At 67.0% G+C, this 26,502-nt stretch carries 26 protein-coding genes; 17 read left to right on the forward strand and 9 right to left on the reverse strand.

Annotated elements, in window-relative coordinates; all coding sequences use genetic code 11:
- Nucleotides 1–9: 9 nt before the first annotated feature.
- From A7V84_RS14540 to A7V84_RS14550, 3 genes are read left to right on the forward strand one after another with little or no spacing between them, the layout of a single operon-like run.
- Nucleotides 10–1,272, forward strand: a complete 1,263-nt coding sequence (locus A7V84_RS14540) for a Zn-dependent hydrolase (protein WP_025516476.1) — start codon at nt 10–12, stop codon at nt 1,270–1,272.
- On the forward strand, nt 1,269–2,171 hold the full coding sequence (locus tag A7V84_RS14545) for a DMT family transporter (protein WP_063492174.1): 903 nt from the start codon (nt 1,269–1,271) through the stop codon (nt 2,169–2,171). The genes A7V84_RS14540 and A7V84_RS14545 overlap by 4 nt, the downstream gene beginning before the upstream one ends.
- A complete protein-coding gene (locus A7V84_RS14550) occupies nt 2,168–3,652 on the forward strand; it encodes an aldehyde dehydrogenase (RefSeq protein WP_063492173.1) in 1,485 nt (494 codons plus the stop codon). Before A7V84_RS14545 ends, A7V84_RS14550 begins: the two co-directional genes overlap by 4 nt.
- Before the next feature lie 45 nt (nt 3,653–3,697).
- Here A7V84_RS14550 and A7V84_RS14555 read toward each other — a convergent pair whose 3' ends face one another.
- Entirely contained in the window at nt 3,698–4,630 is a 933-nt protein-coding gene (locus A7V84_RS14555; RefSeq protein WP_063492172.1) for a 2-hydroxyacid dehydrogenase, read from the reverse strand.
- 131 nt (nt 4,631–4,761) lie between these two features.
- Between A7V84_RS14555 and A7V84_RS14560 the strand changes: the two genes are divergently transcribed.
- Complete coding sequence (locus A7V84_RS14560; RefSeq protein ID WP_025516482.1) at nt 4,762–6,129, forward strand: aspartate aminotransferase family protein; 1,368 nt, start codon at nt 4,762–4,764, stop codon at nt 6,127–6,129.
- A gap of 58 nt (nt 6,130–6,187) precedes the next feature.
- Here the strand turns inward: A7V84_RS14560 and A7V84_RS14565 are convergent, their stop codons facing one another.
- Nucleotides 6,188–7,690, reverse strand: a complete 1,503-nt coding sequence (locus A7V84_RS14565; RefSeq protein ID WP_063492171.1) for a helicase HerA-like domain-containing protein — start codon at nt 7,688–7,690, stop codon at nt 6,188–6,190.
- Between the two features lie 151 nt (nt 7,691–7,841).
- Between A7V84_RS14565 and A7V84_RS14570 the strand changes: the two genes are divergently transcribed.
- The 7 genes from A7V84_RS14570 (at nt 7,842) to A7V84_RS14600 (ending at nt 13,114) form a co-directional block, all read left to right on the forward strand.
- Nucleotides 7,842–8,573: a YebC/PmpR family DNA-binding transcriptional regulator gene (locus tag A7V84_RS14570; protein ID WP_025516485.1), complete on the forward strand. Its 732-nt coding sequence runs from the start codon at nt 7,842–7,844 to the stop codon at nt 8,571–8,573.
- A gap of 108 nt (nt 8,574–8,681) precedes the next feature.
- Complete coding sequence (gene purD, locus A7V84_RS14575; protein WP_025516488.1) at nt 8,682–9,983, forward strand: phosphoribosylamine--glycine ligase; 1,302 nt, start codon at nt 8,682–8,684, stop codon at nt 9,981–9,983.
- An 8-nt stretch (nt 9,984–9,991) separates the two neighbouring features.
- Nucleotides 9,992–10,906 (forward strand): oxygen-dependent coproporphyrinogen oxidase, encoded by a 915-nt coding sequence (gene hemF / locus A7V84_RS14580; RefSeq protein WP_063492170.1) that lies wholly within the window; start codon nt 9,992–9,994, stop codon nt 10,904–10,906.
- Entirely contained in the window at nt 10,903–11,505 is a 603-nt protein-coding gene (gene nadD, locus A7V84_RS14585) for a nicotinate (nicotinamide) nucleotide adenylyltransferase (protein WP_063492169.1), read from the forward strand. The genes hemF and nadD overlap by 4 nt, the downstream gene beginning before the upstream one ends.
- Nucleotides 11,506–11,626: 121 nt before the next feature.
- Nucleotides 11,627–12,034: a ribosome silencing factor gene (gene rsfS, locus A7V84_RS14590; protein WP_025516492.1), complete on the forward strand. Its 408-nt coding sequence runs from the start codon at nt 11,627–11,629 to the stop codon at nt 12,032–12,034.
- On the forward strand, nt 12,031–12,501 hold the full coding sequence (gene rlmH / locus A7V84_RS14595; RefSeq protein WP_033534652.1) for a 23S rRNA (pseudouridine(1915)-N(3))-methyltransferase RlmH: 471 nt from the start codon (nt 12,031–12,033) through the stop codon (nt 12,499–12,501). Before rsfS ends, rlmH begins: the two co-directional genes overlap by 4 nt.
- Nucleotides 12,502–12,508: 7 nt before the next feature.
- Complete coding sequence (locus tag A7V84_RS14600; protein WP_025516494.1) at nt 12,509–13,114, forward strand: Maf family protein; 606 nt, start codon at nt 12,509–12,511, stop codon at nt 13,112–13,114.
- A 45-nt stretch (nt 13,115–13,159) separates the two neighbouring features.
- Here the strand turns inward: A7V84_RS14600 and A7V84_RS14605 are convergent, their stop codons facing one another.
- Genes A7V84_RS14605 through A7V84_RS14615 form a run of 3 tightly spaced genes read right to left on the reverse strand, consistent with a single transcriptional unit; the run spans nt 13,160 to nt 15,489 of the window.
- Nucleotides 13,160–14,122 carry a threo-3-hydroxy-L-aspartate ammonia-lyase gene (locus A7V84_RS14605; protein WP_033534770.1) on the reverse strand — a complete coding sequence of 321 codons (963 nt, stop codon included), beginning with the start codon at nt 14,120–14,122 and terminating at the stop codon, nt 13,160–13,162.
- Nucleotides 14,123–14,166: 44 nt separating this feature from the next.
- On the reverse strand, nt 14,167–14,799 hold the full coding sequence (locus A7V84_RS14610) for a helix-turn-helix transcriptional regulator (RefSeq protein ID WP_025516498.1): 633 nt from the start codon (nt 14,797–14,799) through the stop codon (nt 14,167–14,169).
- 33 nt (nt 14,800–14,832) lie between these two features.
- Entirely contained in the window at nt 14,833–15,489 is a 657-nt protein-coding gene (locus tag A7V84_RS14615) for an HD domain-containing protein (protein WP_231886738.1), read from the reverse strand.
- A 108-nt stretch (nt 15,490–15,597) separates the two neighbouring features.
- Here A7V84_RS14615 and A7V84_RS14620 point away from each other — a divergent pair, with 108 nt between their 5' ends.
- From A7V84_RS14620 to A7V84_RS14635, 4 genes are all read left to right on the forward strand, one after another.
- Nucleotides 15,598–17,121, forward strand: a complete 1,524-nt coding sequence (locus tag A7V84_RS14620) for a methyltransferase regulatory domain-containing protein (RefSeq protein WP_025516501.1) — start codon at nt 15,598–15,600, stop codon at nt 17,119–17,121.
- Between the two features lie 299 nt (nt 17,122–17,420).
- Complete coding sequence (locus A7V84_RS14625) at nt 17,421–18,737, forward strand: MFS transporter (protein ID WP_033534650.1); 1,317 nt, start codon at nt 17,421–17,423, stop codon at nt 18,735–18,737.
- 23 nt (nt 18,738–18,760) lie between these two features.
- Nucleotides 18,761–19,780: a histone deacetylase family protein gene (locus A7V84_RS14630; protein ID WP_025516507.1), complete on the forward strand. Its 1,020-nt coding sequence runs from the start codon at nt 18,761–18,763 to the stop codon at nt 19,778–19,780.
- A 54-nt stretch (nt 19,781–19,834) separates the two neighbouring features.
- Nucleotides 19,835–20,806: a LysR family transcriptional regulator gene (locus A7V84_RS14635; protein WP_025516516.1), complete on the forward strand. Its 972-nt coding sequence runs from the start codon at nt 19,835–19,837 to the stop codon at nt 20,804–20,806.
- Here A7V84_RS14635 and A7V84_RS14640 read toward each other — a convergent pair.
- Genes A7V84_RS14640 through A7V84_RS14655 form a run of 4 tightly spaced genes read right to left on the reverse strand, consistent with a single transcriptional unit; the run spans nt 20,803 to nt 24,629 of the window.
- The gene (locus A7V84_RS14640; RefSeq protein ID WP_033534649.1) at nt 20,803–21,339 is read right to left on the reverse strand and encodes a DNA-deoxyinosine glycosylase; all 537 of its coding nucleotides are present in this window, start codon (nt 21,337–21,339) and stop codon (nt 20,803–20,805) included. The two genes, A7V84_RS14635 and A7V84_RS14640, sit on opposite strands and share 4 nt — an antisense overlap.
- Nucleotides 21,329–22,147 (reverse strand): ABC transporter permease, encoded by an 819-nt coding sequence (locus tag A7V84_RS14645; protein WP_033534648.1) that lies wholly within the window; start codon nt 22,145–22,147, stop codon nt 21,329–21,331. Before A7V84_RS14645 ends, A7V84_RS14640 begins: the two co-directional genes overlap by 11 nt.
- The gene (locus A7V84_RS14650) at nt 22,144–22,752 is read right to left on the reverse strand and encodes an ABC transporter ATP-binding protein (protein WP_051348282.1); all 609 of its coding nucleotides are present in this window, start codon (nt 22,750–22,752) and stop codon (nt 22,144–22,146) included. Before A7V84_RS14650 ends, A7V84_RS14645 begins: the two co-directional genes overlap by 4 nt.
- Nucleotides 22,753–22,772: 20 nt before the next feature.
- Entirely contained in the window at nt 22,773–24,629 is a 1,857-nt protein-coding gene (locus tag A7V84_RS14655; RefSeq protein ID WP_033534647.1) for a phosphoenolpyruvate carboxykinase (GTP), read from the reverse strand.
- A 263-nt stretch (nt 24,630–24,892) separates the two neighbouring features.
- Here A7V84_RS14655 and A7V84_RS14660 point away from each other — a divergent pair, with 263 nt between their 5' ends.
- Nucleotides 24,893–26,155: a Zn-dependent hydrolase gene (locus tag A7V84_RS14660; protein ID WP_025516525.1), complete on the forward strand. Its 1,263-nt coding sequence runs from the start codon at nt 24,893–24,895 to the stop codon at nt 26,153–26,155.
- Nucleotides 26,156–26,159: 4 nt separating this feature from the next.
- Complete coding sequence (locus A7V84_RS14665; RefSeq protein ID WP_025516527.1) at nt 26,160–26,495, forward strand: thioredoxin family protein; 336 nt, start codon at nt 26,160–26,162, stop codon at nt 26,493–26,495.
- The last annotated feature ends 7 nt before the right edge of the window (nt 26,496–26,502 follow it).

The raw sequence follows: 26,502 nt of genomic DNA on the forward strand, positions 1-26,502 counted from the left end.
GAGAACACGATGAAACAGATCAACGACATTTCGATCAACGGCGAGCGCCTGTGGCAGTCGCTGATGGAGCTGGCCCGCATCGGGGCGACCGACAAGGGTGGCAACTGCCGCCTGGCCCTCACCGAACTGGACGGCCAGGGCCGCGACCTGGTGGTGGGCTGGATGCGCGATGCGGGTCTGGAGATCACGGTGGACCAGGTGGGCAACATCTTCGGGCGTCGTCCGGGACGGGATCCTTCCAAGCTGCCGGTGGCCACCGGCAGCCACATCGACACCCAGCCTACCGGCGGCAAGTTCGACGGTTGCTTCGGCGTAATGGCCGGCCTGGAGGTCATGCGCACCTTGCAGGAGCAAGGCATCGAGACCGAGGCGCCGCTGGAGCTGGTGATCTGGACCAATGAAGAAGGCACCCGCTTCGTGCCGGTGATGATGGGTTCGGGCGTGTTCTGCAACGTCTTCCCCCTGGAGACGGCGCTGTCGGCCACGGACATCGACGGCAAGTCGGTGCGCGACGAGCTGGTCAATATCGGCTACGCCGGGAGCGAACCGGTCGGCCAGCGCAAACTGGGCAAGTATTTCGAGGCCCATATCGAACAGGGCCCCATCCTGGAAGCGGAAGACAAGGTCATCGGCGTAGTAACCGGCTCGCTCGGGCTGCGCTGGTACGACCTGACCGTCACCGGCATGGAAGCCCACGCCGGCCCGACGCCCATGCCGCTGCGACGCGACGCCCTCTACGCGGCCACATTCATCATGCAGGAGGTCATCCGCATCGCGCGCGACTACGCCCCCCAGGGGCGTGGCACGGTGGGCGTGGCCAATGTCTTCCCGTCGTCGCGCAACGTGATCCCCGGCAAGGTGTCCTTCAGCGTGGACCTGCGCCACGAGAACGCCGACCTGCTGGCCGAAATGGATGCGCGCCTGCGTCGTGCCTGCGCCGCCCTGGCCTCGGGCGAGACGGCCGGCTACCCGGTCGAGGTGGACCTGCAGGACGTGCAGCACTTCCCGCCCACCCCCTTCGCCCCCGAGCTGATCGAGGCGGTGCGTGAACAGGCACGGGCCCGCGGCCTGCCGGAAATGGACATCGTCACCGGCGCCGGGCACGACGCGGTCTACGTGGCCACCGTCGCGCCCACGGCCATGATCTTCGTGCCCTGCAAGGACGGCATCAGCCACAATGAGATCGAGGACGCCAAGCCCGAGCACCTGACTGCCGGCGCCAATGTGCTGCTGGGCGCCATGCTGACCCATGCCGGGGTGATCCAGCCATGAACCCACCCCAGGCGGCGTCTTCGCGCGCCGTCGGCATCGCCTGCTTTCTGGCCGCGCTGGTCGCGCTGGCCAGTTTCGACGCAGGCTCGAAATACATGCTGGCCTATTATCCGGCGCCCTTCATCAACGTGACGCGCTACACGGCGGTGGCGACCATCGCCCTGATCCTGTTGTTGCGTCACGGGGTGCCGCGCTGGTCGGGCCAGCCGCAGCGGCCGTTGCTGGTGGCGCGTGGCCTGGTGCTGGGCACAGTCGGCACCTGTTTCATGACGGCGCTGATCTGGATGCCCCTGGCCGAGGCCACGGCCATCTATTTCACGTCGCCGCTGATCGTGGTGGCCCTGTCGCCCTGGTTGCTGGGCGAACGGGTCGGGCCGACACAGTGGCTGGCGGTATGCACCGGCTTCGCCGGCATGCTGCTGATCGTGCGTCCCAACGCCGATCTGCCGCTGCTGGGCACCTTGTTGATGGCCATCTCGGCGGTCTGCTATGCGCTTTTTCAGGTGATCACGCGCAAGCTGGCCGGCAAGGTCCATGCCCGGGTGCAGTACGCCTATACCGCTTTCATCTGCCTGATCATCACGGCGATCCCCGCGCCCTTTTTTCTGCCCGACCCCTGGCCCGGCCTGACCGACGGGCTGATCATCGTCGGCATGGGCGTAAGCAACGGCCTGGCGCAGATCCTGCTGATCGCCGCCTTCCAGCGTGCCGAAGCCTCCACGCTGGCGCCGCTGAACTACTGCCATCTGCTGATGGCGCTGGGCTTCAGCACCGTACTGTTCCACCGTCCGCCCGACGCCCTGGCCCTGGCCGGCACCGCGCTGATCGTGGGCGCAGGCATCTTTCTCGTCAGCCGCGGCCCTGCCGGCGCGCGGCAAGCCAACCGGAGAACCTCATGAGCACTCTTGCCGACTGGGAGGCGCGCGCCAAGACGCTGCGCCTGCGTGAACAAGCGTATATCGACGGCCAATGGGTCGACGGCGGCGAAACGCCCATCGATGCCATCAATCCCGCAACCGGCCAACGCCTGGCGCGGGTGGCCGCCTGCTCGGAGGCCGATATCGACCGCGCCGTGGCAGCCGCCCGGCGCGCCTTCGAGGCCGGCGTCTGGTCACGCATGGCGCGACGCGAGCGCAAGGCCTGCCTGCTCAGGCTGGCCGAACTGATCCGCGCCAATGCCGAAGAGCTGGCCCTGATCGAAACCCTGGACATGGGCAAGCCCATCTCCGACACGCTGGCCTATGACATCCCGGAGGCGGCCACCACCTACGCCTGGTACGCCGAGGCCATCGACAAGCAATACGATGAAATCGCGCCCACCAACGAGGACGCTCTGGCCACCATCACCCGGGAGCCGGTCGGCGTGGTGGCCGCGGTGGTGCCCTGGAACTACCCCCTGCTGATGGCCAGCTGGAAGGTCGCGCCGGCACTGGCCGCGGGCAACAGCGTCATCCTCAAGCCTGCCGAGCAATCCTCGCTGACGGCCCTGAAGCTGGCCGAGCTGGCCGAAGCTGCCGGCATCCCGGCAGGCGTGTTCAATGTCACGCCCGGCACCGGCCCGGTGGCCGGCCGCGCCCTGGGCCTGCACCCCGATGTCGACTGTCTGGCCTTCACCGGCTCGACCGCCACCGGCAAGCGCTTCATGGAATATTCCGGCCAATCCAACCTGAAGCAGGTCTGGCTGGAGTGCGGCGGCAAGTCCCCTCACATCATCTTCGAGGACTGCCCCGACCTGGAGCGCGCCGCGCTGGCGGCCGCCATCGGCATCTTCAACAACCAGGGAGAGGTTTGCATCGCCGGTTCGCGCCTCTATGTGCACAGGGGCATCTATGACGCCTTCATGCAGAAACTCGAGGCCTGGGCCGCCAAGATGCAGCCCGGCAATCCCCTGGATCCGGCCTCGATGATGGGCGCCATCATCGATGAACGCCAGCTGGCGCGCGTGCTGCAATATGTCGACAGCGGCAAGCGGGAAGGCGCGAGGCTGCGCGTGGGCGGCCAGCAGGTGCGCCACGACAGCGGCGGCTACTACGTGGAGCCAACCATTTTCGAGTGCGCCAGCGAAGACCTCACCATCATCCGCGAGGAAATCTTCGGCCCGGTGCTGGCGGTCACGCCGTTCGACACCGAAGAGGAGGTGCTGGCCATGGCCAACCGCTCTCAATACGGACTGGGCTCGGGCCTCTGGACCGCAGACCTGTCGCGCGCCCATCGCATGGCGCGGCGTCTGCGCGCCGGGCTGGTATGGGTCAATTGCTACTTCGACGGCGACATCAGCGTGCCGTTCGGCGGCGTCAAGCAGTCGGGCTTCGGTCGCGACAAGTCCCTGCATGCGCTGGACAAGTACACCACGCTGAAATCCACCTGGTTCAAGCTGTGAACAAGGCGTGCAGGCCGGCGCTTGCCGGCCTGCACGCCTTTCGCATCAATACCCCCGGTCGCGCGACACCGTGCCGGAAAGCGGCTCGCCGCGCTGATAGGCGCGGATTTTCTCGGCCACCTGGGCGATGGTTTCGCGCCGCAGGCTGATGGCGGCGATGTGCGGCGTGATCCTCACGCGCGGATGCTTCCAGAACGGATGCTCGGGCGGCAGCGGCTCGTTGCGAAAGACATCCAGCGTGGCGCCGGCCACATGGCCGCTGTCCAGCAGCGCCAGCAGATCTTCCTCGACCAGATGCGCGCCGCGCCCCATGTTGATGACGTGCGCGCCCGGCAACAGACGCGACAGCGTCTCGTGGCGTAGCAGGTCGCGCGTGTCGTCGGTCAGGGGCAGCGTATTGATGAGCACCCGTGTGCGCGCCAGGAAGCGATCCAGGTTCTCGCGCCCGCCGAAGGCCTGCACCCCCTCGGGCGCCTTGCCGCTGCGCGACCAGCCGGCCACGGGATAGTCCATCGCGGCCAGCACGCTGGCCACGCGCGCGCCCATCACGCCCATGCCCAGCACGCCCACCGGCCATTCGCTGCGATCGAGTTCGGGCAGAGGCTCCCACTGGCCGGCCTGCTGCAGGCGTTCGTAGTCGTCGAATCGCCGGCTGGCACGCACCAGCGCATGCGCGGCGTACTCGGCCATCTGTACCGCCATGCCGGCATCTTCGAGGCGAACGATGGGCAGCGACGCCGGCAAGGTAGGCAGGCGAAACAAGGCGTCCACGCCCGCGCCCAGATTGAACACGGCGCGCAGCGCCGTCTCGCGCTCGAAGAGCGCGGCAGGCGGGTTCCACACCACCGCCAGCTCCGCCTGCTGCGGCGGGATGGCTTCGTTCCAGAGAATGATGTCACTGCCCGGAAGGGCCTTTTTCAAGGGTTCCAGCCACTCGGCCGGCTCGATTTCATGGCTGGAGCAAAAAAGGATTTTCACGATCGAACGGCGCCCGCTCGGACGGGCGGCAGGTTTGGTGGATAATGTCCCGATGATATCGACAACGGGCAGCAGCGTCGATCACAGACCCGCTGCCCGCCCAAGCAGAAAGCCTCTTCCGGAACCTATCCATGTCCAATCTGAGCCAGGATCAGCAGCACGATATTCAGTATCAGCTTCACTCGTACACCAACGGCGTCAAGCACGCCGAAGTGGGCCCGCGCATCATGGCGCGAGGCGAAGGCATCTATGTCTACGACGACAAGGGCAATCGCTATCTGGAAGGCATGGCCGGCCTGTGGAGCGTGGCAGTCGGCTTTGGTGAGCCGCGCCTGGTGGACGCGGCCACGCGCCAATTGCAGGAGCTGCCCTACTACCACACGTTCACGCACAAATCGCACCCGGCGGTGATCGAGCTGGCGCAGCGCCTGATCGACTACACCGAAGGCCGCATGGCGCGCGCCTTCTTCACCAACTCGGGCTCCGAGGCCAACGACACGGTCGTCAAGCTGGTGTGGTATTACCACAATGCCCTGGGCCGCAAGGACAAGAAAAAAATCATCGCGCGCCAGCGCGGCTACCACGGCGTGACCGTGGCCTCGGCCAGCCTGACCGGCCTGCCCGGCAACCACGTGGGTTTCGATCTGCCGCTGCCGCAGATCCTGCACACCTCCTGCCCGCACTACTATCGCTACGGCCTGCCGGGCGAAACCGAAGAGGCCTTTGCCACCCGCATGGCCGATGAGCTGGAAGCCTTGATCCTGCAGGAAGGCCCGGACACCGTGGGCGCCTTCATCGGCGAACCCCTGATGGGCGCCGGCGGCGTGATCGTCCCGCCGCGCACCTACTGGCAGAAGATCCAGGCCGTGTGCCGCAAGTACGACCTGCTGATCATTGCCGACGAGGTCATCACCGGTTTTGGCCGTCTGGGCAAACGTTTCGGCAGCGAAGTCTTTGACATCCAGCCGGACATGATGGTGCTGTCCAAGCAGATCACCTCCTCCTATCAACCCCTGGGCGCCGTGCTGCTCAACGCCAGGGTGGCCGAGACGGTGCAGGAATACAGCGGCCGTCTGGGCACCTTCGGCCACGGCTACACCGCCAGCGGGCACCCGGTCGCCACCGCTGTGGCGCTGGAGAACCTGAAGATCATCGACGAGCGCGGCCTGATTCCGCACGCGGCGGAAATGGGCGAAGTGCTGCGCCAGGAATTGCATGCGCTGGCCGATCACCCGCTGGTCGGCGAGATCCGCAGCGTGGGCCTGATTGCCGGCATCGAGCTGGTGGCCGACAAGGCCACGCGCGCGCCCTTCGACCCGCTGGGCCGCGCTGGCGCCTACGCCTACGAGCGCGCCCACGAACATGGTTTGATCCTGCGCGGCATCCAGGACACCATCGCGTTCTGCCCGCCGCTGATCATCACCGCCGCGCAGGTGCGCGACATGGTGGCCCGCTTCAGCCGCGTGCTGGACGACACCACGGCCTATCTGGGTCGCTGAAGCCGGCTGCGCCCGGACCAGCACTGAACGGCCCGGCGCAAGCCGGGCCGTTTGTCGTTCAACGACGCCGCGACCCCAGCAGAGAGCCGAGGATGCCGCGCACCAGGTCCCGCGTGACCTGGCGCACGGCGGACTTGGCCGCGCTTTGCACCATGCCGTCGCGCTTGCCCCCGCGCGGACCGGTCGAGCCGAACAGCACGTCATTCAGGCCCTGCAGCAGGCCGCCGCCCTCGGCCGCAGGGGCTGCGCTGCCTGCCGGCGCGCCCTGAGGGGCGGCCTCGGCGGCCGCGCGGGCGGTCAGTTTCTCGTAGGCGGACTCGCGGTCCACGGCGGTTTCGTATTTGGCTGCCAGCGGCATGTCGCGGCGCAGCGCCTGGCGCTCCTGATCGGTGGCCGGGCCGATACGGCTGCCCGGAGGCAGCACCCAGGCGCGCTCGGTCGGCGTCGGCCGGCCTTGCGCATCCAGGAACGACACCAGCGCCTCGCCCACGCCCAGTTCAGTGATGGCGGCTTCGATGTCCAGCCCAGGCTTGGGCCGCATGGTCTGGGCCGCCGTTCGCACCGCTTTCTGGTCGCGCGGCGTGAAGGCGCGCAAGGCGTGCTGCACCCGATTGCCGAGCTGGCCCAGCACGGTATCGGGGATATCCAGCGGGTTCTGGGTCACGAAGTACACACCCACCCCTTTTGAGCGCACCAGACGCACCACCTGCTCGATCTTGGTGAGCAGCGCCGCCGGGGCGTCCTGAAACAAGAGGTGGGCCTCGTCGAAGAAGAACACCAGCTTGGGCTGGGCCGGATCGCCGACCTCGGGCAGGCGCTCGTAGAGATCGGCCAGCAGCCACAGCAGAAACACGCCATACAGGCGCGGCGACTGCATCAGCTTGTCGGCTGCAAGAATGTTCACCACCCCCTGCCCCTGGGCGGTGGTGCGCATCAGGTCCGCCACATCCAGCATGGGCTCGCCGAAGAAGCGATCGCCGCCTTCGGCTTCCAGTTGCAGCAAGGCGCGCTGGATCGCGCCGACCGAGGCGGCCGACACATTGCCATAGCGCAGCTTCAGCTCGCCCGCGCGCTCGGCCACGTTCTGCAACATGGCGCGCAGGTCTTTCATGTCCAGCAGCAGCTGGCCTTCGTCATCGGCCACCTTGAAGACCAGGGCCAGTACCCCCTGCTGGGTGTCGTTCAGGGCCAGCATGCGGCCCAGCAGCAGGGGCCCCATGTCGGAGACCGTGGCGCGCACCGGCACCCCCTGTTCGCCGAAGACATCCCACAGTGCAGTCGGACAGCCGCCCCAGACCGGCTCGGGCAGGCCCAGGCGGGTCAGGCGCTCCTTGAGTTTGGCAGACTCGGCCCCCGGCATGGCCAGACCGGTCAGGTCGCCCTTGACGTCGGCCAGAAAGACCGGCGTACCCAGGCGCGAGAAGGCCTGGGCCAGCACCTGCAGGGTGACGGTTTTGCCGGTGCCGGTCGCGCCGGTGATGCAGCCGTGCCGGTTGGCCAGCCCGGGCAGCAGAAAAAGCTCGGTCTCGGCGTTTTTGGCGATAAGCAAGGGATCGGGCATGGAGGTCTCTGGTTACGCGGAAAACAGGCCCAAGTGTAGAGCCTGGCACGGCAAGCGGCGTGGTGCACGCGACACAGAACCGTAACGGGGCGACGGGCCGCCCCGGGCGCGCTAAAATAGACGCTTTTGCAGATTTTCTCATCGGGAAGCCATGGCCGGACACAGTAAATGGGCCAATATCCAGCACCGCAAAGGCCGCCAAGACGCCAAGCGGGGCAAGCTCTGGACCAAAATCATTCGGGAAATCACGGTTGCCGCCCGCGCGGGCGGCGCGGACCCTGACAGCAATCCGCGCCTGCGCATGGCCTGGGACAAGGCCACGGACGCCAACATGCCCAAGGACAACATCCAACGCGCCATCCAGCGCGGAGCGGGCGGCGCCGATGGCGACAACTACGAAGAAGTCCGCTATGAGGGTTACGGCGTGGGCGGCGCGGCGGTCATCGTCGACTGCATGACCGACAACCGTACCCGCACGGTGGCCGAGGTGCGCCACGCCTTCACCAAGAACGGCGGCAACCTGGGCCAGGAAGGCTCGGTGGCCTTCATGTTCAAGCATTGCGGCCAGTTCCTGTTCGCGCCGGGCAGCCCCGAGGACTCGATCATGGAAGTCGCCCTGGACGCCGGCGCTGAAGACGTCATCACCGACGAAGAAGGCGGCATCGAGGTCATCTGCGCACCGACCGACTTCGCCGCGTTGCGCCAGGCCCTGGAGGCCGCCGGCCTGAAGGCCGAGGTCGACGGCATCATCATGAAGCCCCAGAGCGAAACCGAACTGACCGGCGACGACGCCGCGAAGATGCAGAAGCTGCTGGACGCGCTGGAAGGCCTGGACGACGTGCAAGAGGTCTACACCAACGTCGTATTCGACGAAGCGCAGTAATCCGCCGCCCGGGCGTGCCCTGACGGGCCGCGCGGGCTTTTTCCCGATGGGACCGGCTGGTTCCCGCGCCCGCTGTCGGGCGGCAACCTCTTAAAGAATCACGGCAACATGAAAATCCTGGTAATCGGCTCGGGCGGCCGCGAACACGCTCTCGCATGGCGGCTGGCGCGTTCGCCGCGCGTTCACAAGGTTTATGTGGCGCCCGGCAACGGCGGCACCCAGACCGGCCAGCAACTCGAGAACGTGGCGCTCAGTCAGCCCGAAGAACTGGCCGATTTCGCCCAGCGCGAAGGCGTCGCCCTCACGGTGGTGGGCCCCGAGGCCCCGCTGGCCGCCGGCGTGGTCGATGTGTTCCGCGCTCGCGGGCTGAAGATCTTCGGGCCGACCAGGGCCGCCGCCCAGCTGGAGAGCTCCAAGGATTACGCCAAGGCGTTCATGATCCGCCACAACATCCCGACGGCGCGCTATCAGACCTTCACTGATCCGGCCCAGGCCCATGCCTATGTCGACCAGGAAGGCGCGCCCATCGTGATCAAGGCCGACGGTCTGGCCGCCGGCAAGGGCGTGGTGGTCGCCACCACCCTGCAGGAAGCCCACGACGCCATCGACGCCATGCTGGGCGACGGCTCGCTGGGCGCGGCCGGGGCGCGCGTGGTCATCGAAGAATGCCTGATCGGCGAAGAAGCCAGCTTCATCGTGATGGTCGACGGCCGCAACGTGCTGGCCCTGGCTACCAGCCAGGACCACAAACGCCTGCGCGACGGCGACGAAGGCCCCAACACCGGCGGCATGGGCGCCTACTCGCCCGCCCCCATCGTGACGCCCGAGCTGCACCACCGCATCATGCGCGAAATCATTCTGCCCACGGTGCAGGGCATGGCGCAGGATGGCATCCCCTATACCGGCTTCCTGTACGCCGGCCTCATGATTGCCCCGGGCGATGACCCCGACCGCCCCATCAAGACGCTGGAATTCAACTGCCGCATGGGCGACCCCGAAACCCAGCCGATCATGATGCGCGTCAAGAGCGACCTGCTCGATGCGCTGGAGCACGCCGTCGAGGGCACGCTGGACCAGGCCGACATCACCTGGGACCGGCGCAGCGCCCTGGGCGTGGTGCTGGCCGCGGCCAACTACCCGGCCACGCCGCGCACCGGCGATGTGATCAGCGGCCTGCCGGCCGACAACGATGACTGCATGGTGTTCCATGCCGCCACCGTCGCCGAAGACGGCCAGATCAAGACCAGCGGCGGGCGCGTGCTGTGCGTCACGGCGCTGGGCGACTCGGTACGCATGGCGCGCGAGCGCGCCTACCAGACCGTCAACGCCGTGCATTTCGACGGCCGCCAGTACCGCAGCGACATCGGCTGGCGCGCACTCAAGCCTTCGCAGCAGAAAACCAAGCCCTGAGCCCCCGCATGACCCATGCCGTCGACATCAACGCCGTCCAGGCGTATCTCACGGGCTTGCAGGAGCGCATCGTCGCCGCGCTGGAGAACGCCGGCGGCGAGGCCTTTCGCACCGACCGCTGGCAACGCCGCGAAGGCGGCGGCGGCATTTCCCGCCTGATCGAAGGCGGCGAACTGCTCGAACGCGGCGGCGTGCTGTTTAGCCACGTGGCCGGCACGCGTCTGCCGCCGTCGGCCAGCGCCCACCGGCCCGAACTGGCCGGGCGGCCCTGGCAGGCCATGGGCGTTTCGCTGGTGCTGCACCCGCGCAACCCCTATGTGCCGACCACCCACATGAACGTGCGCATGTTCGTGGCCGCGGCGCGCCCCGGCCACGATGAACGCGACGTGTTCTGGTTCGGCGGCGGGCTGGACCTGACGCCCTACTATCCCTTCGAAGAAGACGCGCGCCACTTCCATCAGGTGTGCCATGACGCGCTGGCGCCTCACGGGCCGCAGTACTACCCGCGCTACAAGCGCTGGTGCGACGAGTATTTCTATCTCAAGCACCGCCAGGAAACGCGCGGCATCGGCGGCATCTTCTTCGATGACCTGAACGAGGCCGGCTTCGAGGCGGCTTTTGCCCTGACCCGTTCTGTGGGCGACAGTTTTCTGCCCGCTTTCCTGCCCATCGTCGAGCGCCGCCGTGCGCTGCCCTACGACACGCGCGAGCGCGACTTCCAGGCCTATCGTCGGGGCCGTTATGTCGAGTTCAACCTGGTGTTCGATCGCGGCACGCTGTTCGGCCTGCAATCGGGCGGACGCACCGAGTCCATCCTGCTGTCGATGCCGCCGCAGGCCCAATGGCGCTATGACTGGCAACCGCAGCCCGGCTCGCCCGAAGCCCAACTGGCGGATTACCTCAAGCCGCGGGACTGGCTGTGACGCGCATCGGTCTGCTGGGCGGCAGCTTCGATCCCATCCACCTGGCCCATGTGGCCTTGGCGCAAAGCGCATTGCTGCATCTGAACCTGGATGAAGTGCAGTTGCTGCCTGCGGCCGACCCCTGGCAGCGGGCGCCGCTGACGGCCAGCCCGCAGCAGCGGGTGGAGATGATACGCGCAGCCATCGACGGCCTGCCGGGCCTGAGCATCAATCTCAGCGAGATCGAGCGCGGCGGCCCGACCTATACCGCCGACACCATCGACGCGCTGCCGTCCGGCACCAGCTATACGTGGATTTTCGGCGCCGATCAGCTGGCCAATTTCTGCACCTGGCAACGCTGGCAGGACATCGCCCGCCAGGTCGACCTCGCGGTCGCCGTCCGGCCGGGGGTGGCCCTGCAGACGCCGCCGGCGCTGGCCGACTGGCTGCGCCAGGTCGGCCGGCGCCTGCACGAGCTGCCGTTTGCGCCCATGCCGGTTTCTGCATCGGAGATCCGCCAACGCCTGGCCGCCGGCCAGAGCGTCCGCGACATGCTGCCCGATGGCGTGGCCCGCTACATTGCGCGGCACGGCCTTTATTCGGCCAAGACCGGACGCTGAGCTCGCCACGGCCGGCGCTGACCGCCCTGCCGCCTGCCTGCGGCCATTTCCGCCCCTGCCACGTGCAAAAGCCCCGGGTCCGGCCCCTCGGATGGGGTCGGCTCGGGTTATATTTGCGCCCATGGATATTCAAAAACTACAACGCGCCGTCATTGACGCCCTGGAAGACGTCAAGGCTCAGGAAATCAAGGTGTTCAACACCACCCACCTGACCAGCCTTTTCGATCGGGTCGTCATTGCCAGCGCCAGCTCCAACCGCCAGACCCGCGCACTGGCCGCCAGCGTGGCCGATCGGGGCCGCGCCCTGCAACTGACCGGCATCACCATCGAAGGCGAAGACACCGGCGAATGGGTCGTGGTCGACCTCGGCGATATCGTGGTGCACATCATGCAGCCGGCCATCCGCCAGTACTACAACCTTGAAGAAATCTGGGGCGACAAACCGGTGCGCGTCAAGCTGCTGCCGGCCTCGACCCAACCGGCCGCGGCCCGCAGCGCCTACGACGCGACCGACGACGAACAGGCATGAAGCTGATCGTCGCCGCCGTCGGCACCCGCATGCCCGAGTGGGTGCTGACCGCCTGGGACGACTATGCCAAGCGGCTGCCGGCCGACTGTGCGCTCGAACTGCGCGAGATCAAGCCGGAGCCGCGCACCAGCGGCAAGACGCCTGCCCAGATGATGGCCGCCGAGGCGCGCCGCATCGAGGCTGCGCTGCCGGCCGGCGCGCGCCGCATCGCCCTTGATGAGCGTGGCCGCGACCTGACCACGATGGCGCTGTCGCAGCAGCTGGAGAAATGGCGCGGCGATGGCCGCGACGTCGCCTTGCTGGTGGGAGGCCCCGATGGGCTGGACGCCGGCCTGAAGGCCAGTTGCGACGGCCTGATCCGCTTGTCTTCGCTCACCCTGCCCCACCCCATGGTGCGGGTGTTGCTGGCCGAACAGCTCTATCGTGCCTGGGCCATTCTGAACAATCACCCCTATCACCGCGCCTGAGCGTTTCATGGAACCCGCCCCCCGCCTGTACCTCGCCTCGGCCAGCCCGCGCCGGCGCGAATTGCTCACGCAGATCGGCCTGCCGCACACTGTGCTGCAGGTGCCCGCTCCGGCAGGCGAAGACGAGCCGATCCTGCCCGGCGAATCGGGCGCCGATTATGTGCAGCGCACCGCGCGCGAAAAGGCCGAACGTGGTCTGGACTGGCTGCACGCTCAGGCCCTGCCCGCCTTGCCGCTGCTGGCTGCCGACACCACCGTGCTGCTTGAGGGCTGCGTGCTCGGCAAACCCGCCACCCGCGCAGAGGCCCTGCAAATGTTGCAGGCGCTATCGGGCCGCCGCCATGAGGTCCGCACGGCCGTGGTGCTGGGCTGGCAGCAGCGCCTGCACGAAGCCGTGTCTGTCACTCAAGTACAGATGCGCGCCTTGTCGCTGGCCGAGTGCGAGCGCTATTGCGATAGCGGCGAGCCCTTCGGCAAAGCCGGCGCCTACGGCATCCAGGGCCTGGCCGGCAGCTTCATCGCCCACATCGAAGGCAGCTACAGCGCAGTGATGGGGCTGCCGCTGTTCGAGACGGCGCAACTGTTGCGCCACGCCGGCATCGAGCTGCCCTGACCGGGCGGGCGCCGCAACGGGCCGTCCAGGCCCGCCGCGCCTGCCTCAACGGCTGAGCAACTGGCAGAAGCGATCCATGTCGACGTTGCCGCCGCTGATGATCACCCCTACCCGCTTGCCCGCCCACTGCTCACGCGCCTGACGCACCGCCGCCAGGCCCAGGCAGCCGGTAGGCTCGGCCACAAGCTTCAGGAACTGCGCCAGATAGCGCATCTCGTCGACCAACTGGGCGTCGCTGACCGTGACGATATCCTTGACCTGGCGTCGGATGATGTCAAAGGTGTAGTTGCCCAGGTATTGAGTCTGGGCCCCGTCGGCGATGGTCTTGGGCGTCTCGATGCGCACGATCGAACCGCTGCGCAGGGAACGCAGTCCGTCATCGCCCGCCTGCGGCTCTACGCCATAGACGGCGCAGTCCGGCGCCAGGGCGCCGGCCGACAGCAGGGAGCCCGACAGCAGGCCGCCGCCGCCCAGGCTGACGTACAACGCGTCCAGCGGCCCGGTTTCCTCGATCAGTTCCTTGGCGGCCGTGCCTTGCCCGGCGATCACGTCCGGATGATCATAGGGCGGGATCAGGGTCAGGCCCTGCTCTTCGCACAAGCGCTGGCTGATGGCCTCGCGGTCTTCGGTATAGCGGTCGTAGAACACCACCTTGCCGCCGTAGCCGCGGGTGGCGGCCACTTTGGCGGCCGGCGCATCCTGCGGCATGACGATGGTGGCCGGAATGCCCAGCAGGCTGGCCGACAGCGCCACCGCCTGCGCATGATTGCCGGAGGAAAAAGCTACTACGCCGGCGCGCCGCTGCGCGGCGTCCAGACGCGAGAGCGCGTTGAATCCGCCACGGAACTTGAAGGCGCCCATGCGCTGCAGGTTCTCGCACTTGATGAAGAGCTCCAGCCCCAGCTCTTCATTGAGGCGGCGCGAGGTGGCGACCGGCGTGCGGTGGGCATGGCCCTGCAGGCGCTCGGCGGCGGCCTGGACATCGGCGTAGGTAGGTGTGGGGTTCATGGTCGTGTAGAAAGAAAAAAAACGGGCAGACAAGGGCGCGCCGTTCAGCGGCTATCGCCATAGACAGTGGCGCGCGACACGCCCAGGTGAGCGGCGACGCTCTCCATGGCGCGACGAACGTCGAGAAAACCTTCCGCCTTGAGCAGGCGCAGCAGTTCGCGCCTGGCCGCCGGCTTGAGCGTACGTGGCGTGAGGCCCAGGCTGGCCGCATACGCGTCGATGCGCGCGCGCAGCGTCTGCGTGCCGGGCGGATCGAGCGACTCCCTGGGCGCATTCGTGTCCAGGGCGGTGAACTGCCCCAGCAGGCTTTGCAGACTGCGAAACTGCGTGAGGTCCAGATTCAGGCACAAGGCGGCGACATAGCGACCTTCGGCGTCCTTGATGCCGATCGATGTGCTCTTGGCCTGCCGGCCGTCGGGAAAGCGGTTGGGATAGTTGGCCAGCACCTGCGGATAATCCGGATCGGCGATACGCGCCAACCCCAACTCGGTGGTGGGATCGCCCACCTCGCGACCGGATAGATTATTGTGGATCGCCAGCACCGAATGCCTGGGATCCACCAGATCATGCAGCACCACTTCACAGAATGGCGCGAAAGTCTGGCTGATGCCCAGGGCGACCTGCTGCAGCTGTTCCAGCAACGCGGCGTGTTCGGCAGAAGACGAGGGTTGGCTCATGGCTAAAATTTTTGTCTATATCTGGACTTAATGTCAAGAAGGACCGCCTGGCGCGAAGTCCGCCGCAAAGTCCCGTGCAAACGCCCGCATCCAGGCCAGACGGCGATGGCCCAGCGCACGCGCGGCGGCAGTCCACATGCTGTCGGGCAGCTGTGCGAGCTTGATTTCCAGATGATCAAGGGTGTAAAGACTGTCGTCGCGCTCGCGCGTCAGGCCAAGCGGGTCCTGCCCGTCTGCGAGCGCGCGACCCAGCGCGCCGCCGATCGCGAACATGCGCGCCAGCCCGACCGGGCCCAGGGCGTCGAGGCGGTCGGCGTCCTGCACGATGCGCGCCTCGGGGCTGCGCGCCACAATGCCCGCCGAATAACTGTGCGCCTCGATGGCGTGAAAGACCGCCGGCAGGCGCGCCGCATCGAAGCCCGCTGCGAGCAGCAGCCCGCAGGCCTGTTGCGCCGAGCGGCGCGACGCCTGCCCGCGCTCAGGATGATCCTTGGGCAGGTTGACCACATCATGCAGATAACAGGCCACGGCCACGACCACGGGATCGGCCTGGGCGTCCTCGGCCAGCAGGCATCGCGCGTTGGCCCATACCCGATCCAGATGGCTGAGATCGTGCCCCGGATCATGCTGCATCGCATCGCCCGCCAATTGGCGGGCGCGCACCGCCCAGGTATCAGAGGCGCTCGTCATTCGGGAATACTCCATTGGTGATGTCATCCCAATTTTGACGCAAACTGCGCCACCTTCGCAGGTCCGCCCCAAGATTCACGGATTTATTCTCTGGGTGAGTGGAACACCATGCAAGATTGGACTGCCGGCTACATCACGGATATCCCCTATACCTGCGGGTATTACCATGAAATGAACCCGCTCTGGCTGCGCTTGGTCTTTGCCAGTTGCGGCGCCGTCTTCCCCGACGCTGGCGCCGCCTGCGAACTGGGCTATGGTCAGGGCCTGTCAACGACCATCCATGCCAGCGCCACGCAGTGGCAATGGCATGGCACCGACTTCAACCCCAGCCAGGCCAGCTTCGCCCGGCATTTGGCGGCCCACACCGGCGCGGCGCCCGAGCTGGCCGCCGACAGCTTCGCAGAATTCGCCGCGCGCACGGACCTGCCGGATTTCGATCTCATCTGCCTGCACGGGATCTGGTCATGGATTACTGACGACAACCGCCGGGTGCTGGTGGATTTCATCCGCCGCAAGCTCAAGATCGGCGGGGTGCTCTACCTCAGCTACAACGCCATGCCGGGCTGGGCGCCACTGCTGCCGCTGCGCCAGTTGCTGGCCGGCCATGCCGCCAATCTGGGTGGTTCGCGCCTGAAGCGCACCGAGCAGGCGCTGGACTTCGCCAAGCGGGTGGTAGCCACCGCGCCGCTCTATCTGCGCAACGCGCCGCAGCTGGCCGAGCGCCTGCAAAGCCTGGAAGAGCACAGCCCGCACTATCTGGCTCACGAGTATCTCAACGGTACCTGGCAACCGATGCACTTCTCGGCGGTAGCCGACTGGCTGCACGAGGCGCGCCTGGAGTATGTCTGCAACGCCAATCCGCTGGATCAGATCGAGGCGCTCAACACCACGCCTGAGCAACAGGCCCTCATGGCAGAGATCGACGACCCCCTGCAGCGCGAAGACCTGCGGGACCTGATGATCAGCCGCAGCTTCCGCAAGGACTGCTGGATCAAGGGCCGACGCCCCCTCCCCGCGAGCGCCGCCGAGGCCTTGTTGCGCGCGCAGCGCGTGGTGCTTGCCGTGCCGCGCGAGCGCGTGCAACTCACCATCCGCAGTGCCGCGCGCGAGGCGAGCCTGCACGAGGCCATCCACCTGCCTCTGCTGGACTGCCTCCAGGATCAGCAGATCCTCACCTTGGGCGAACTGGAAACCCGGCTGCGCGCTCACAACGTCAGCCCGCCGCAGTTGCGCGAAGCCGTGATGGTGCTGGCCGGCAGCGGCTACCTCGCTCCGGCCCACGACGATGCCGCGATCGAGCAGCTCTGCCCGCGTGTGCAGGCCTTCAATCGCCACCTGCTGGAATATGCGCGCAGCGATGCCCAGATCCAGTACCTGGCCAGCCCGGTCACCGGTGGCGGCCTGGCCGTCGATCGCATCAGCCAGCTGATGCTGCTGGCCCGCCAGGAAGGCCTGCCGCGCGAACAGTGGCCCGCCTATGCCTGGCATTGCCTGGAAGCTCACGGACAACGGCTGCTCAAGGACGGCGTACCGGTCGAATCGGAGGCCGACAACATCGCCGAGCTCGACCTGCTGGCCGGCATGATGCAGGCCGAGTTGCTGCCCGTGCTGCAACGTCTCAAAGCCGTCTGAGGGCCCGGCTCCAGGCCTGGGGGTTTCACCAATAGGAAACCACCGGCAAGCCTGTCGTGCATCGACCGCGCCCGCTCCATCACGAGCGGGCGCTGCGCTTTCGCACCTGGCAAACCCTTGATTTCATTGCCCATATAGGGAAAACGCCACGTCACCACAATGGCCGGCGGCCGGATGATCGCGCACGCACATAAGCCAGACGAATGCGTTGAATAAAAAAATAGAATTTTTATTATGCAAGGGGGCAGACGTATAAAGATCGAGGCATTCCGCCGCCTTTGATTGCTTGCGAGATAAAAATGCAGGGGAAAAAACAATCGACGCACCAGCCGGTGCGCGCCTCGGTCGCCGCCTTCGTCGGGACGATGATCGAGTGGTATGACTTTTATATCTACGCCACGGCTGCAGCCCTGGTCTTTGGTAAAGTGTTCTTTCCGTCGGTTGACGGTTTCTATGGCACGTTGGCGGCCTTCGGCACCTTCGCCGTGGGCTTTTTCGCGCGGCCGCTGGGCGGCGCCATCTTCGGGCACATCGGCGATCGCATCGGGCGCAAGAAATCGCTCGTGATCACGCTGCTGATGATGGGGACCGTCACGGTGCTGATCGGCCTGCTGCCCACCTATGCCACCATCGGTGTATGGGCGCCGGTATTGCTGGTCGTGCTGCGCTTCATCCAGGGCATCGCCGTGGGCGGCGAATGGGGTGGCGCAGTCCTGATGGCAGGCGAACACTCCCCGGACCAGAAAAAACGCACTTTCTTCGCCTCTTTTGCGCAGCTGGGCAGCCCGGCCGGCCTGATCCTGTCGATGCTGATGTTCAAGCTGGTGACCTCGCTGGATGACGCCGCCTTCATGAGCTGGGGCTGGCGCGTGCCCTTCCTGTTCAGCGCTGCGCTGCTGGTGGTGGGTTTCGCCATCCGCGTCAGCGTCAAGGAGTCGCCGGACTTTCTGGCCGAGCAGGAGCGAAAAGCCAAGGAAAGCGCTGCCCGCCAGGCGCGCGAATCGGCGCCGTTGCTGGAAGTGCTGCGCGGCGCGCCCGGCATGCTGGCGCTGGCCATTGGCGCGAACGTGCTGGGCATCGCCGGGTTTTACTTCACCAGCACCTTCATGCTCGCCTACACCACCCAGTATGTCGGCCTGTCGCGCGCGCTGGTGCTGGACAGCCTGCTGCTGGTGTCGGTGATGCAGTTCTTCATCACGCCGCTGTCCGCCTACATCGGCTCGCGCATCGGCTACCGCCGCTTCCTGCTGATCACCTCTTTCCTGTCGATCTTCACGCCGTATGTCATGTTCAATCTGGTGGACATGGGCTCGCGCACTTCGCTCACGCTGGGCGTGGGCCTGGCGGTGCTGTTCATCGGCGCCTACTACGCGGTGATCGCCGGTTACGTCAGCGACAGCTTCCCGACCCGCATCCGCTATACCGGCATTTCGATGGCCTATCAGCTGTCGGGCGCCATTTTTGGCGGCCTCACCCCGATTGTCGGCACCATCCTGGCGCAGAGCTTCAAGGGACAATGGTGGCCGCTGGCGCTGCTGTTCAGCGCCCTGTCGCTGCTATCCATGCTGTCGGTGCTGTTCCTGTCCACCCGGCGTCAACATGACGCGGCCGCCTGAACTGTTTCTCAAGGATTGAACCCATGAAGACTTTCTACCATCCGGACCAGAAGCTGCATCACCCGCAGACCTACTTCTCGCGGGGCATGATGCGCAAGCCCCAGGAAGTGCCGGCCCGCCTGGACGCGCTGGTCGAGGGCGTGCGCAAACTGCGGTTCGAGCTGATCGAACCGGCTGACGCCGGCGCCGGCCCCATCAGCGCCGTGCATGCGCTGGACTATCTGCGCTTTCTGCAGGAGGCCCATCCGCGCTGGAAGCAATTGCCGCAGGACTGGGGTGATGAAGTCGTCTCCAACGTGTTCGTGCGCGAACCGAATGCCCTGCGTGGCGTCCTGGCCCAGGCCGCGCGCTATCTGGCCGACGGGAGCTGCCCGGTCGGCCCCAACACTTGGCGCGCCGCCTACTGGGCCGCGCAATGCGCCATCGCCGGCGCCCAGGCGCTGCTCGACGGCGAGCGCCAGGCCTATGCGCTGTGCCGCCCGCCCGGCCACCACGCCCGGCGCGACGCGGCAGGCGGCTTCTGTTACCTGAACAATGCCGCCATTGCCGCGCAGATGCTGCGCCAGCGCTTCGGCCGCGTCGTGGTGCTCGATACTGACATGCACCACGGCCAGGGCATCCAGGAGATCTTCTACGAGCGCAATGACGTGCTGTACATCTCCATCCATGGCGACCCCGAGAACTTCTATCCGGTGGTCGCCGGCTATGAAGACGAGCGCGGCGCCGGCGAAGGCCTGGGCTTCAACATCAACCTGCCCATGCCGCACGGCTCGCCCGAGGGCGTGTTCTTTGACCGCCTGGACCAGGCGCGCCGCGCGATCGCGCTGTTCCAGCCCGATGCGATGGTGCTTTCGCTGGGTTTCGACGTCTACGAAAAAGACCCGCAATCGGTCGTCGCGCTGAGCGCGGACGGTTTCGGCCGCCTGGGTCAGGCCATCGGCGCCCTGGGCCTGCCCACCCTGATCGTGCAGGAAGGCGGCTACTATATCGAAGGCCTCGAAGACAACGCCGAGCGTTTCTTCAACGGCCTGGCCCGCGCCTGAGCGAGCCGCCCTCCCAGCAAAGGCGGCCCTCGGGCCGCCTTTTTTTCATCTGCCATGCCCCCGACGCCGCCGCCCAAGAAACCCGCCTCTCCCCTGGCCCCCGAACGCCTGGACTGGAACCTGCTGCGCACCTTCATGTTCGTGGTGCAGGAGCGTGGCGTCGGGCGCGCCGCCGGCGCCCTGCACCTGAGCCAGCCGGCAGTCAGCCAGGCTCTCAAGCGGCTGGAGGAAGCCGTCGGCGGCCTGCTGCTCTACCGCCGTCACGGCGAATTCCGCCTCACCGGCCTGGGCGAGGAAATCTATCGGCTGGCGCGCGAAATGTACGGCATGGTGGCCCGCATCGACGAAGCCGCAGCCACCGAACAGCACGAAGTGGCCGGCACCCTGCGCCTGCTGGTCATGAGCAAGATACAGAGCGCTGCCTATGACGACTTCCTGACGCAGTTCCACCGCCGCTATCCCCAGGTGGAATACAACGTCGACGTCATGCCCAGCGCCGTGATCCTCGACAGCCTGACCAAACGCCTGCCCGCCCTGGGGCTTTGCCTGTGCCGCCAGCCCATCGAGGTATTGGAGCGCCGGCTCTTCCTGCGCCATCGCTATGTGCTGGTCTGCGGACGCAACCACCCGCTGTTTGCGCGCCGCCAGGTGCAGCTCGACGAATTGCGCGACCAGAACTTCATCTGTTTCGCCAGCGATCAGCTGGGCGACACGCTCTCGCCATTGACGATCTTTCGCGACCAGCAGGGATTTACCGGCCGCATCATCGGCACCTCGCCTTATATCGAGGAAATCCGCCGCATGGTGATCGCGGGCCTGGGGCTGAGCTGCCTGCCGGAACACTTGATCGGCCAGGACGTCCAGGCCGGCGAGTTACGGCGTCTGCCGCCGGAGCAACCGGTCGCAGAGATGGACGTCTTCCTGACCTGGCATGGTGCGCGCAAACTCAGCGCCGCCGAACAAGCCTTCCTGAGCGCCTTCGAGCGCTTCCTGGAGCGTTCCACCCTTGAAATGCGGGCCGGCTAGCCGTCGCCGCCCTCCAGCAGGACCCGCCAGGCGGCGAGTTTCTGCTCGAAACCCTGGGCGGCATGCGCCGGGCTGGTGGACGGCAGCGCCACATAACGCAAGGCCGGAGCTTGCGATCCCAGCGCGGGCAGCACATGGCGGCGGTAAAGCTGGGCGGCGCGCGCCCCATTGAAGCCCACGATCCGCAAGGCCGGATGCCCGGCGAAGAAGGCGCCGAAGTCGTTCGGCACGGCGGTGGCCGACACGATCGCTGCGTCCAGACTGCCTGGCCGCTCGCAATCGGCCAGCACGTCCCAGAGCGCCACCCCTGCCTGACGCAATGCCTGCAGGCGCGCCTCATAGGGCAAGGCCTGGGACACGCCGAACAACTGCGCGGCGATGGGCCAGAAGGCATTGCGCGGGTTGGCGTAATAACGCGCCTCGGTCAGCGACACGACGCCGGGCATGGTGCCCAAAATCAGGATGCGCGCATCGGCGTTCGCCACCGGCGCAAACCCCGCCACCCGCGTGGCCGCGGAAGATTCAGTGCCCATGGAGACGATCCAGACGCAGGCGGGCACGCCCGTCGCTCAGACGGCGCATGGCCAGCCAGGCCGTGCCGATGGCCGCCAGCGCGCTCGCGCCGCACAACAGAAAGAGCAGCAGGATCTGATACTTGACCGCCTCGACCGGGTCCATGCCTGCCAGGATCTGGCCCGTCATGATGCCCGGCAAGGTAATGATCCCGGCTGCGGCCATCTGGTTGATGGCCGGTACCAGGCCACGCCTGACGGACTCGCGCATCAGGCGGGCGAACGCTTGCGCGCTGCTGGCGCCCAGCGCGATGCGCGCCTCGATGCCGGCCCGCTCCCGGCGCGCCCCGGCCAGCATATTGTCCAGCGACAGGCTGGCCGCATTGAGCACGCTGCCCAGCACAATCCCCACCAGCGCAATGAGATAGCGCGGGTCGTACCAGGGGTCAGGACGCAAGGCGGTCGACAGGATGAAGAGCGCCGTGACCGCCGTGGTGCTCACCACCGCCAAAGCACCGATGCCCGCGTTGCCGCCACGGCGCAGGCGCTCCCCTGGCCGCGCGGCCACCTCACGCGCGGCCAGGGCCATCATCACCAGCGCGACCGAGATCGTCAGCCAGGGCGAGGCGTGCGCGAACACCGCCCGCAGCAGGTAGCCGACAAGCATGAGCTGCACCACGCTGCGCAGCGCCGCCCAGAGAATGCGCCGCTCCATGTGCAGCCGCATGACGAAGGAAATGCCGGCACTGACCAGCACCAGGGAGGCGGCAATCAGCAGATCGCTGGCCTGCAGGGGCAGCACCCCCGCCACGGAAACCGCTGCCGTCATAGCGCCACCAGCCTGCGATCCTGGACGCGGAACTGCCTGGCGGCCAGCCGTTCGGCCTGGGCGGCGTTGTGGGTCACCATGACCAGTACGGCGCCGGCGCGCTGTCGTTCGCGCAGCAGGTGTTCGACCTGCCCGGTCGCCACCTCATCCAGCGCAGCGGTAGGCTCATCGAGCAGCAAGACCGGCGACTGCAACAGCAGCGCACGCGCCAGCCCAAGGCGTTGACGCTCGCCTGTCGACAGCTCGTGCACCTGGGCCTGCAGCAGACCGGCGCGCAGGCCCAGGGCCTGCATCAGGGGAGCCAGGGCCTGCCGATCGGGAAAATGCGCAGCCACGGCGTCATCCCACCAGCCAGCCTCGGCCTGGCAATACACCACCCGGCGACGCCAGGCCGGCCCGCTCAGGGCGCTGCGGGCCGTGCCGTCCAGCCAGATCTCGCCCGCGCCGGGATCGAGGTCCGCCAACTGGCGCAGGCAGAGCGACTTGCCCGCCCCCGAAGCCCCCATGATGGCCACGCACTCGCCGCGCGCCAGATCCAGGTCCACCGGTTCGAAACCCGGCGCGGCCACGCCGCGCAGGCAGAAATAGCCGCCATCGGGCGGCATGGGTCTACGCTGCGGCATCATCAGCCGGCCAGGCGGCGCTCGATCTCGTTGCGGGTCTGCGGCAGCGCCGGCGGCAGGCGGCCCGCCAACTGCTCGAACAGGCGGTCATGCAGCGCCAGCTCCTCCTGCCAGGCGGGCGCGTCGACCGAAATCACCTGCGCGAACTGATCGGGCGTGAACTCCAGCCCGGTCCAGTCGATGTCGCCATAGGCCGGTGAAATGCCGAAGTGCTGTTCCTGCCCGCCGATACTGCCATCCAGTCTCGCCAGCATCCATTTCAGCACGCGCATGTTCTCGCCGAATCCCGGCCAGACGAACTTGCCATCGGGACCCTTGCGGAACCAGTTCACGCAATAGATGCGGGGCAGAACAGCGCCTTGCGCGGCCAGGCGCTCGCCCACGCTCAGCCAGTGATTGAAATAATCGGCCATGTTGTAGCCGCAGAAAGGCAGCATGGCGAACGGATCGCGCCGCACCACGCCTTGCTGGCCCGCGGCGGCTGCGGTGGTCTCGGAACCCATGGTGGCGGCCATGTAGACCCCCTCGACCCAATTGCGCGCCTCGCTGACCAGGGGCACCGTATTGGAACGCCGCCCCCCGAAAATAAAGGCATCGATGGGCACGCCCTGCGGATTCTCCCATTCCGGGTCGATGCAAGGGCACTGCGAGGCGGGCGCGGTGAAACGGGCGTTGGGATGCGCGGCCTTGCGGCCGGTTTCCCGCGCAATCTCCGGCGTCCAGTCCTGGCCCTGCCAGTCGATAAGATGCGCCGGCGGCGTCGGCGTCATGCCTTCCCACCAGACGTCGCCATCATCGGTCAGAGCGACGTTGGTAAAGATCACGTTGGCCCGCAAGGTGGCCATGGCGTTGGGATTGGTTTTCTCGCTGGTGCCGGGAGCCACGCCGAAATAGCCGGCTTCCGGGTTGATCGCGCGCAGGCGCCCCTGAGCGTCGGGTTTGATCCAGGCGATGTCATCGCCGATGGTGGTCACCTTCCAGCCATCCATGCCCGCCGGCGGAATAAGCATGGCAAAGTTGGTCTTGCCGCAAGCCGACGGAAAAGCCGCCGCCACGTGGTACTTGCGCCCCTTCGGCGACGTAACGCCCAGGATCAGCATGTGCTCGGCCAGCCAGCCTTCGTCCCGCCCCATGGTCGAGGCGATGCGCAAGGCAAAACACTTCTTGCCCAACAAGGCATTGCCGCCATAACCCGAGCCGAAACTCCAGATTTCGCGCGTCTCGGGATAATGCACGATGTACTTCACCGGGTTGCAGGGCCAGGGGACATCCGCCTGGCCGGCCTCCAGCGGCATGCCGACGCTGTGCACGCAAGGCACGAAAGCGCCATCCTCGCCCAGCACGTCCCAGACCGCACGGCCCATGCGGGTCATGATGCGCATGTTGACCACGACATAGGGGCTGTCGGAAAGCTCCACGCCGATATGGGCGATAGGCGAGCCCAGCGGCCCCATCGAGAAAGGCACGACATACAGCGTGCGCCCGCGCATCGCGCCTTCGAACAAGCCCTGCATCGTGGCGCGCATTTCTGCCGGCGCGACCCAGTTGTTGGTGGGCCCGGCATCCTCCTGATTCTGCGAGCAGATGAAGGTGCGGTCTTCCACGCGGGCCACATCCGACGGATCGGAACAGGCAAGATAAGAATTGGGGCGCTTCTGCGGATTGAGGCGGCGCATCGTGCCGCCCTGCACCATCTGCTCGCACAGACGGTCATATTCTTCCTGGGATCCGTCGCACCAGACCACACGTTCGGGCTGGGTCAACGCCACGATGGTCTGTACCCATTCGATCAGGCGCGGATGGCGCACATAGGCCGGCACATTCAGCGACGGGAGGGAGGCTTCGGTTCTTGCTTGCATGGGCAGGATCTCCTGCGTAACGGGGGGATACGGTCGGCAAGATGGCAGACCTGGGCGTACCCGTTTACCGGGTCGCGCGGACAGCCTCGCGGCGGCAATGCGCGCGCCGGCAAAGCGGCCATCATACTTGTCGCGCGGCCCCCCAGCCAAGCCACAACATATCCGGTTGCACCTATGCCAGCCAAGGCTTCGCCACGGGCCAGAGCCCGTATCAGCCCTATGACATAATCGGCCAACCTGACACTGCCCGCCTGTTGCCGTCCATGAACCCTGACGCTTTCCCGCCCCTGAACGCCGAACGCCTGTGGGGCCGAGTACAAACCCTTGCCAGCCTGACCGAACCGGGCAAGCCCTGGACCCGGCGGGCCTTCAGCCCCCTCTTCGATCAGGCGCGCGCCTGGCTGAAGTCCGAGTTCGAGGCGGCCGGCCTGACGACCCATCTCGATGCCGCGGGCAACCTCGTCGGCCGGCGTGCCGGCCGCAACCCGGACCGCAAGCCGCTGGTGACCGGGTCGCATTGCGACACCGTCATGGAAGGCGGTCGTTTCGACGGCATCATCGGAGTGCTGGCGGGCATCGAAGTCGCGCATACCCTGCAGGAACAGGGACGGGTGCTCGAACACCCCTTCGAGGTGATCGATTTCCTGTCCGAAGAACCCAGCGACTACGGTATTTCCTGTGTCGGCAGCCGGGCCATCAGCGGCAATCTGACGGCAGACATGCTGGCCGCGCGCAACCCGCAGGGCGAGACCCTGGCCCAGGGCCTGGCGCGCGTCGGCGGCGACCCCGGGCGGCTGGGCGCCCCGCTGCGCGGGGCCGGCGACACGGCGGCCTTCGTGGAATTGCATATCGAACAGGGTCCGGTGCTGGAGAGCCGCGGACTGCCCATCGGCGTGGTGACCAATATCGTCGGCATCCGCCGCGCCCGCATCGTGGTGCTGGGCCAACCCGACCATGCTGGCACCACGCCGATGGACATCCGCCGAGACGCGCTGGTCGGTGCGGCACGCCTGATCGATGCCGCCCAGCGCCGTGCCAGCGCGCTGGCCGGCAAGCCTCACTACGTGGTGGCGACCGTCGGCTGGCTGGCCATGACGCCCAATGCCGCCAACGCGGTGCCCGGACGGGTGGAGATGACGCTGGAGGTACGCAGCGACAGCCCCGCCATCCTGGATGACTTCATCCCCGACTTGCTGGCGCAGACCGCCGACGAACTGACCGCCCTGCGCCTGCGGGTGGAAAGCGAGCCACTGTCGCGCGCCGAACCGACCGACTGCTCTGCCGTGGTGATGGACGCCGTGCAGGCAGCGGCCGAGCACCTGGGCTATGCCAGCATGCGCCTGCCCAGCGGTGCCGGCCATGACGCCATGTACATGGCGCCGACCGGGCCGATCGGCATGATTTTCATCCCCTGCCTCAATGGCCGCAGCCATTGCCCGGAGGAATGGATCGAGCCCGCGCAACTGCTCGACGGCACGCGAGTCCTCTACGAAACCCTGCTGCAACTGGACGCCAGGCTGGCCTGACATCATGGATGAACGCGATCTCGACGACGGCACCGCCGACCGTCAACTGCTCGACGCCCAGGGGGTATCGCTGCTGGTGTTTCACAGCCAGTCCTGCCCGAATTGCCGCCTGGCACAGCAGCGGCTGCCCGCCATGGCCTTGCCCGCCGACCAGCTTTTCTGGGTCGATGCGGCACGCAACGGCGGCCTGGTGCAGCGCTACGAAGTCTTCCACCTGCCCGCCATCTACGTGGTGCGCGACGGGGCCTACTACGGGCCCATCAGCGCCCAGCTGGAAGAATGGGATCTGCGCCAGCAGATCGGCCAGGCGCTGGACAACCACCCGGCCGAACTGCCCTGAGCCCCTT

Origin of the sequence: Bordetella trematum (assembly GCF_900078335.1) — a bacterium.
In the GTDB taxonomy this organism is placed as follows: Bacteria; Pseudomonadota; Gammaproteobacteria; order Burkholderiales; family Burkholderiaceae_B; genus Bordetella; species Bordetella trematum.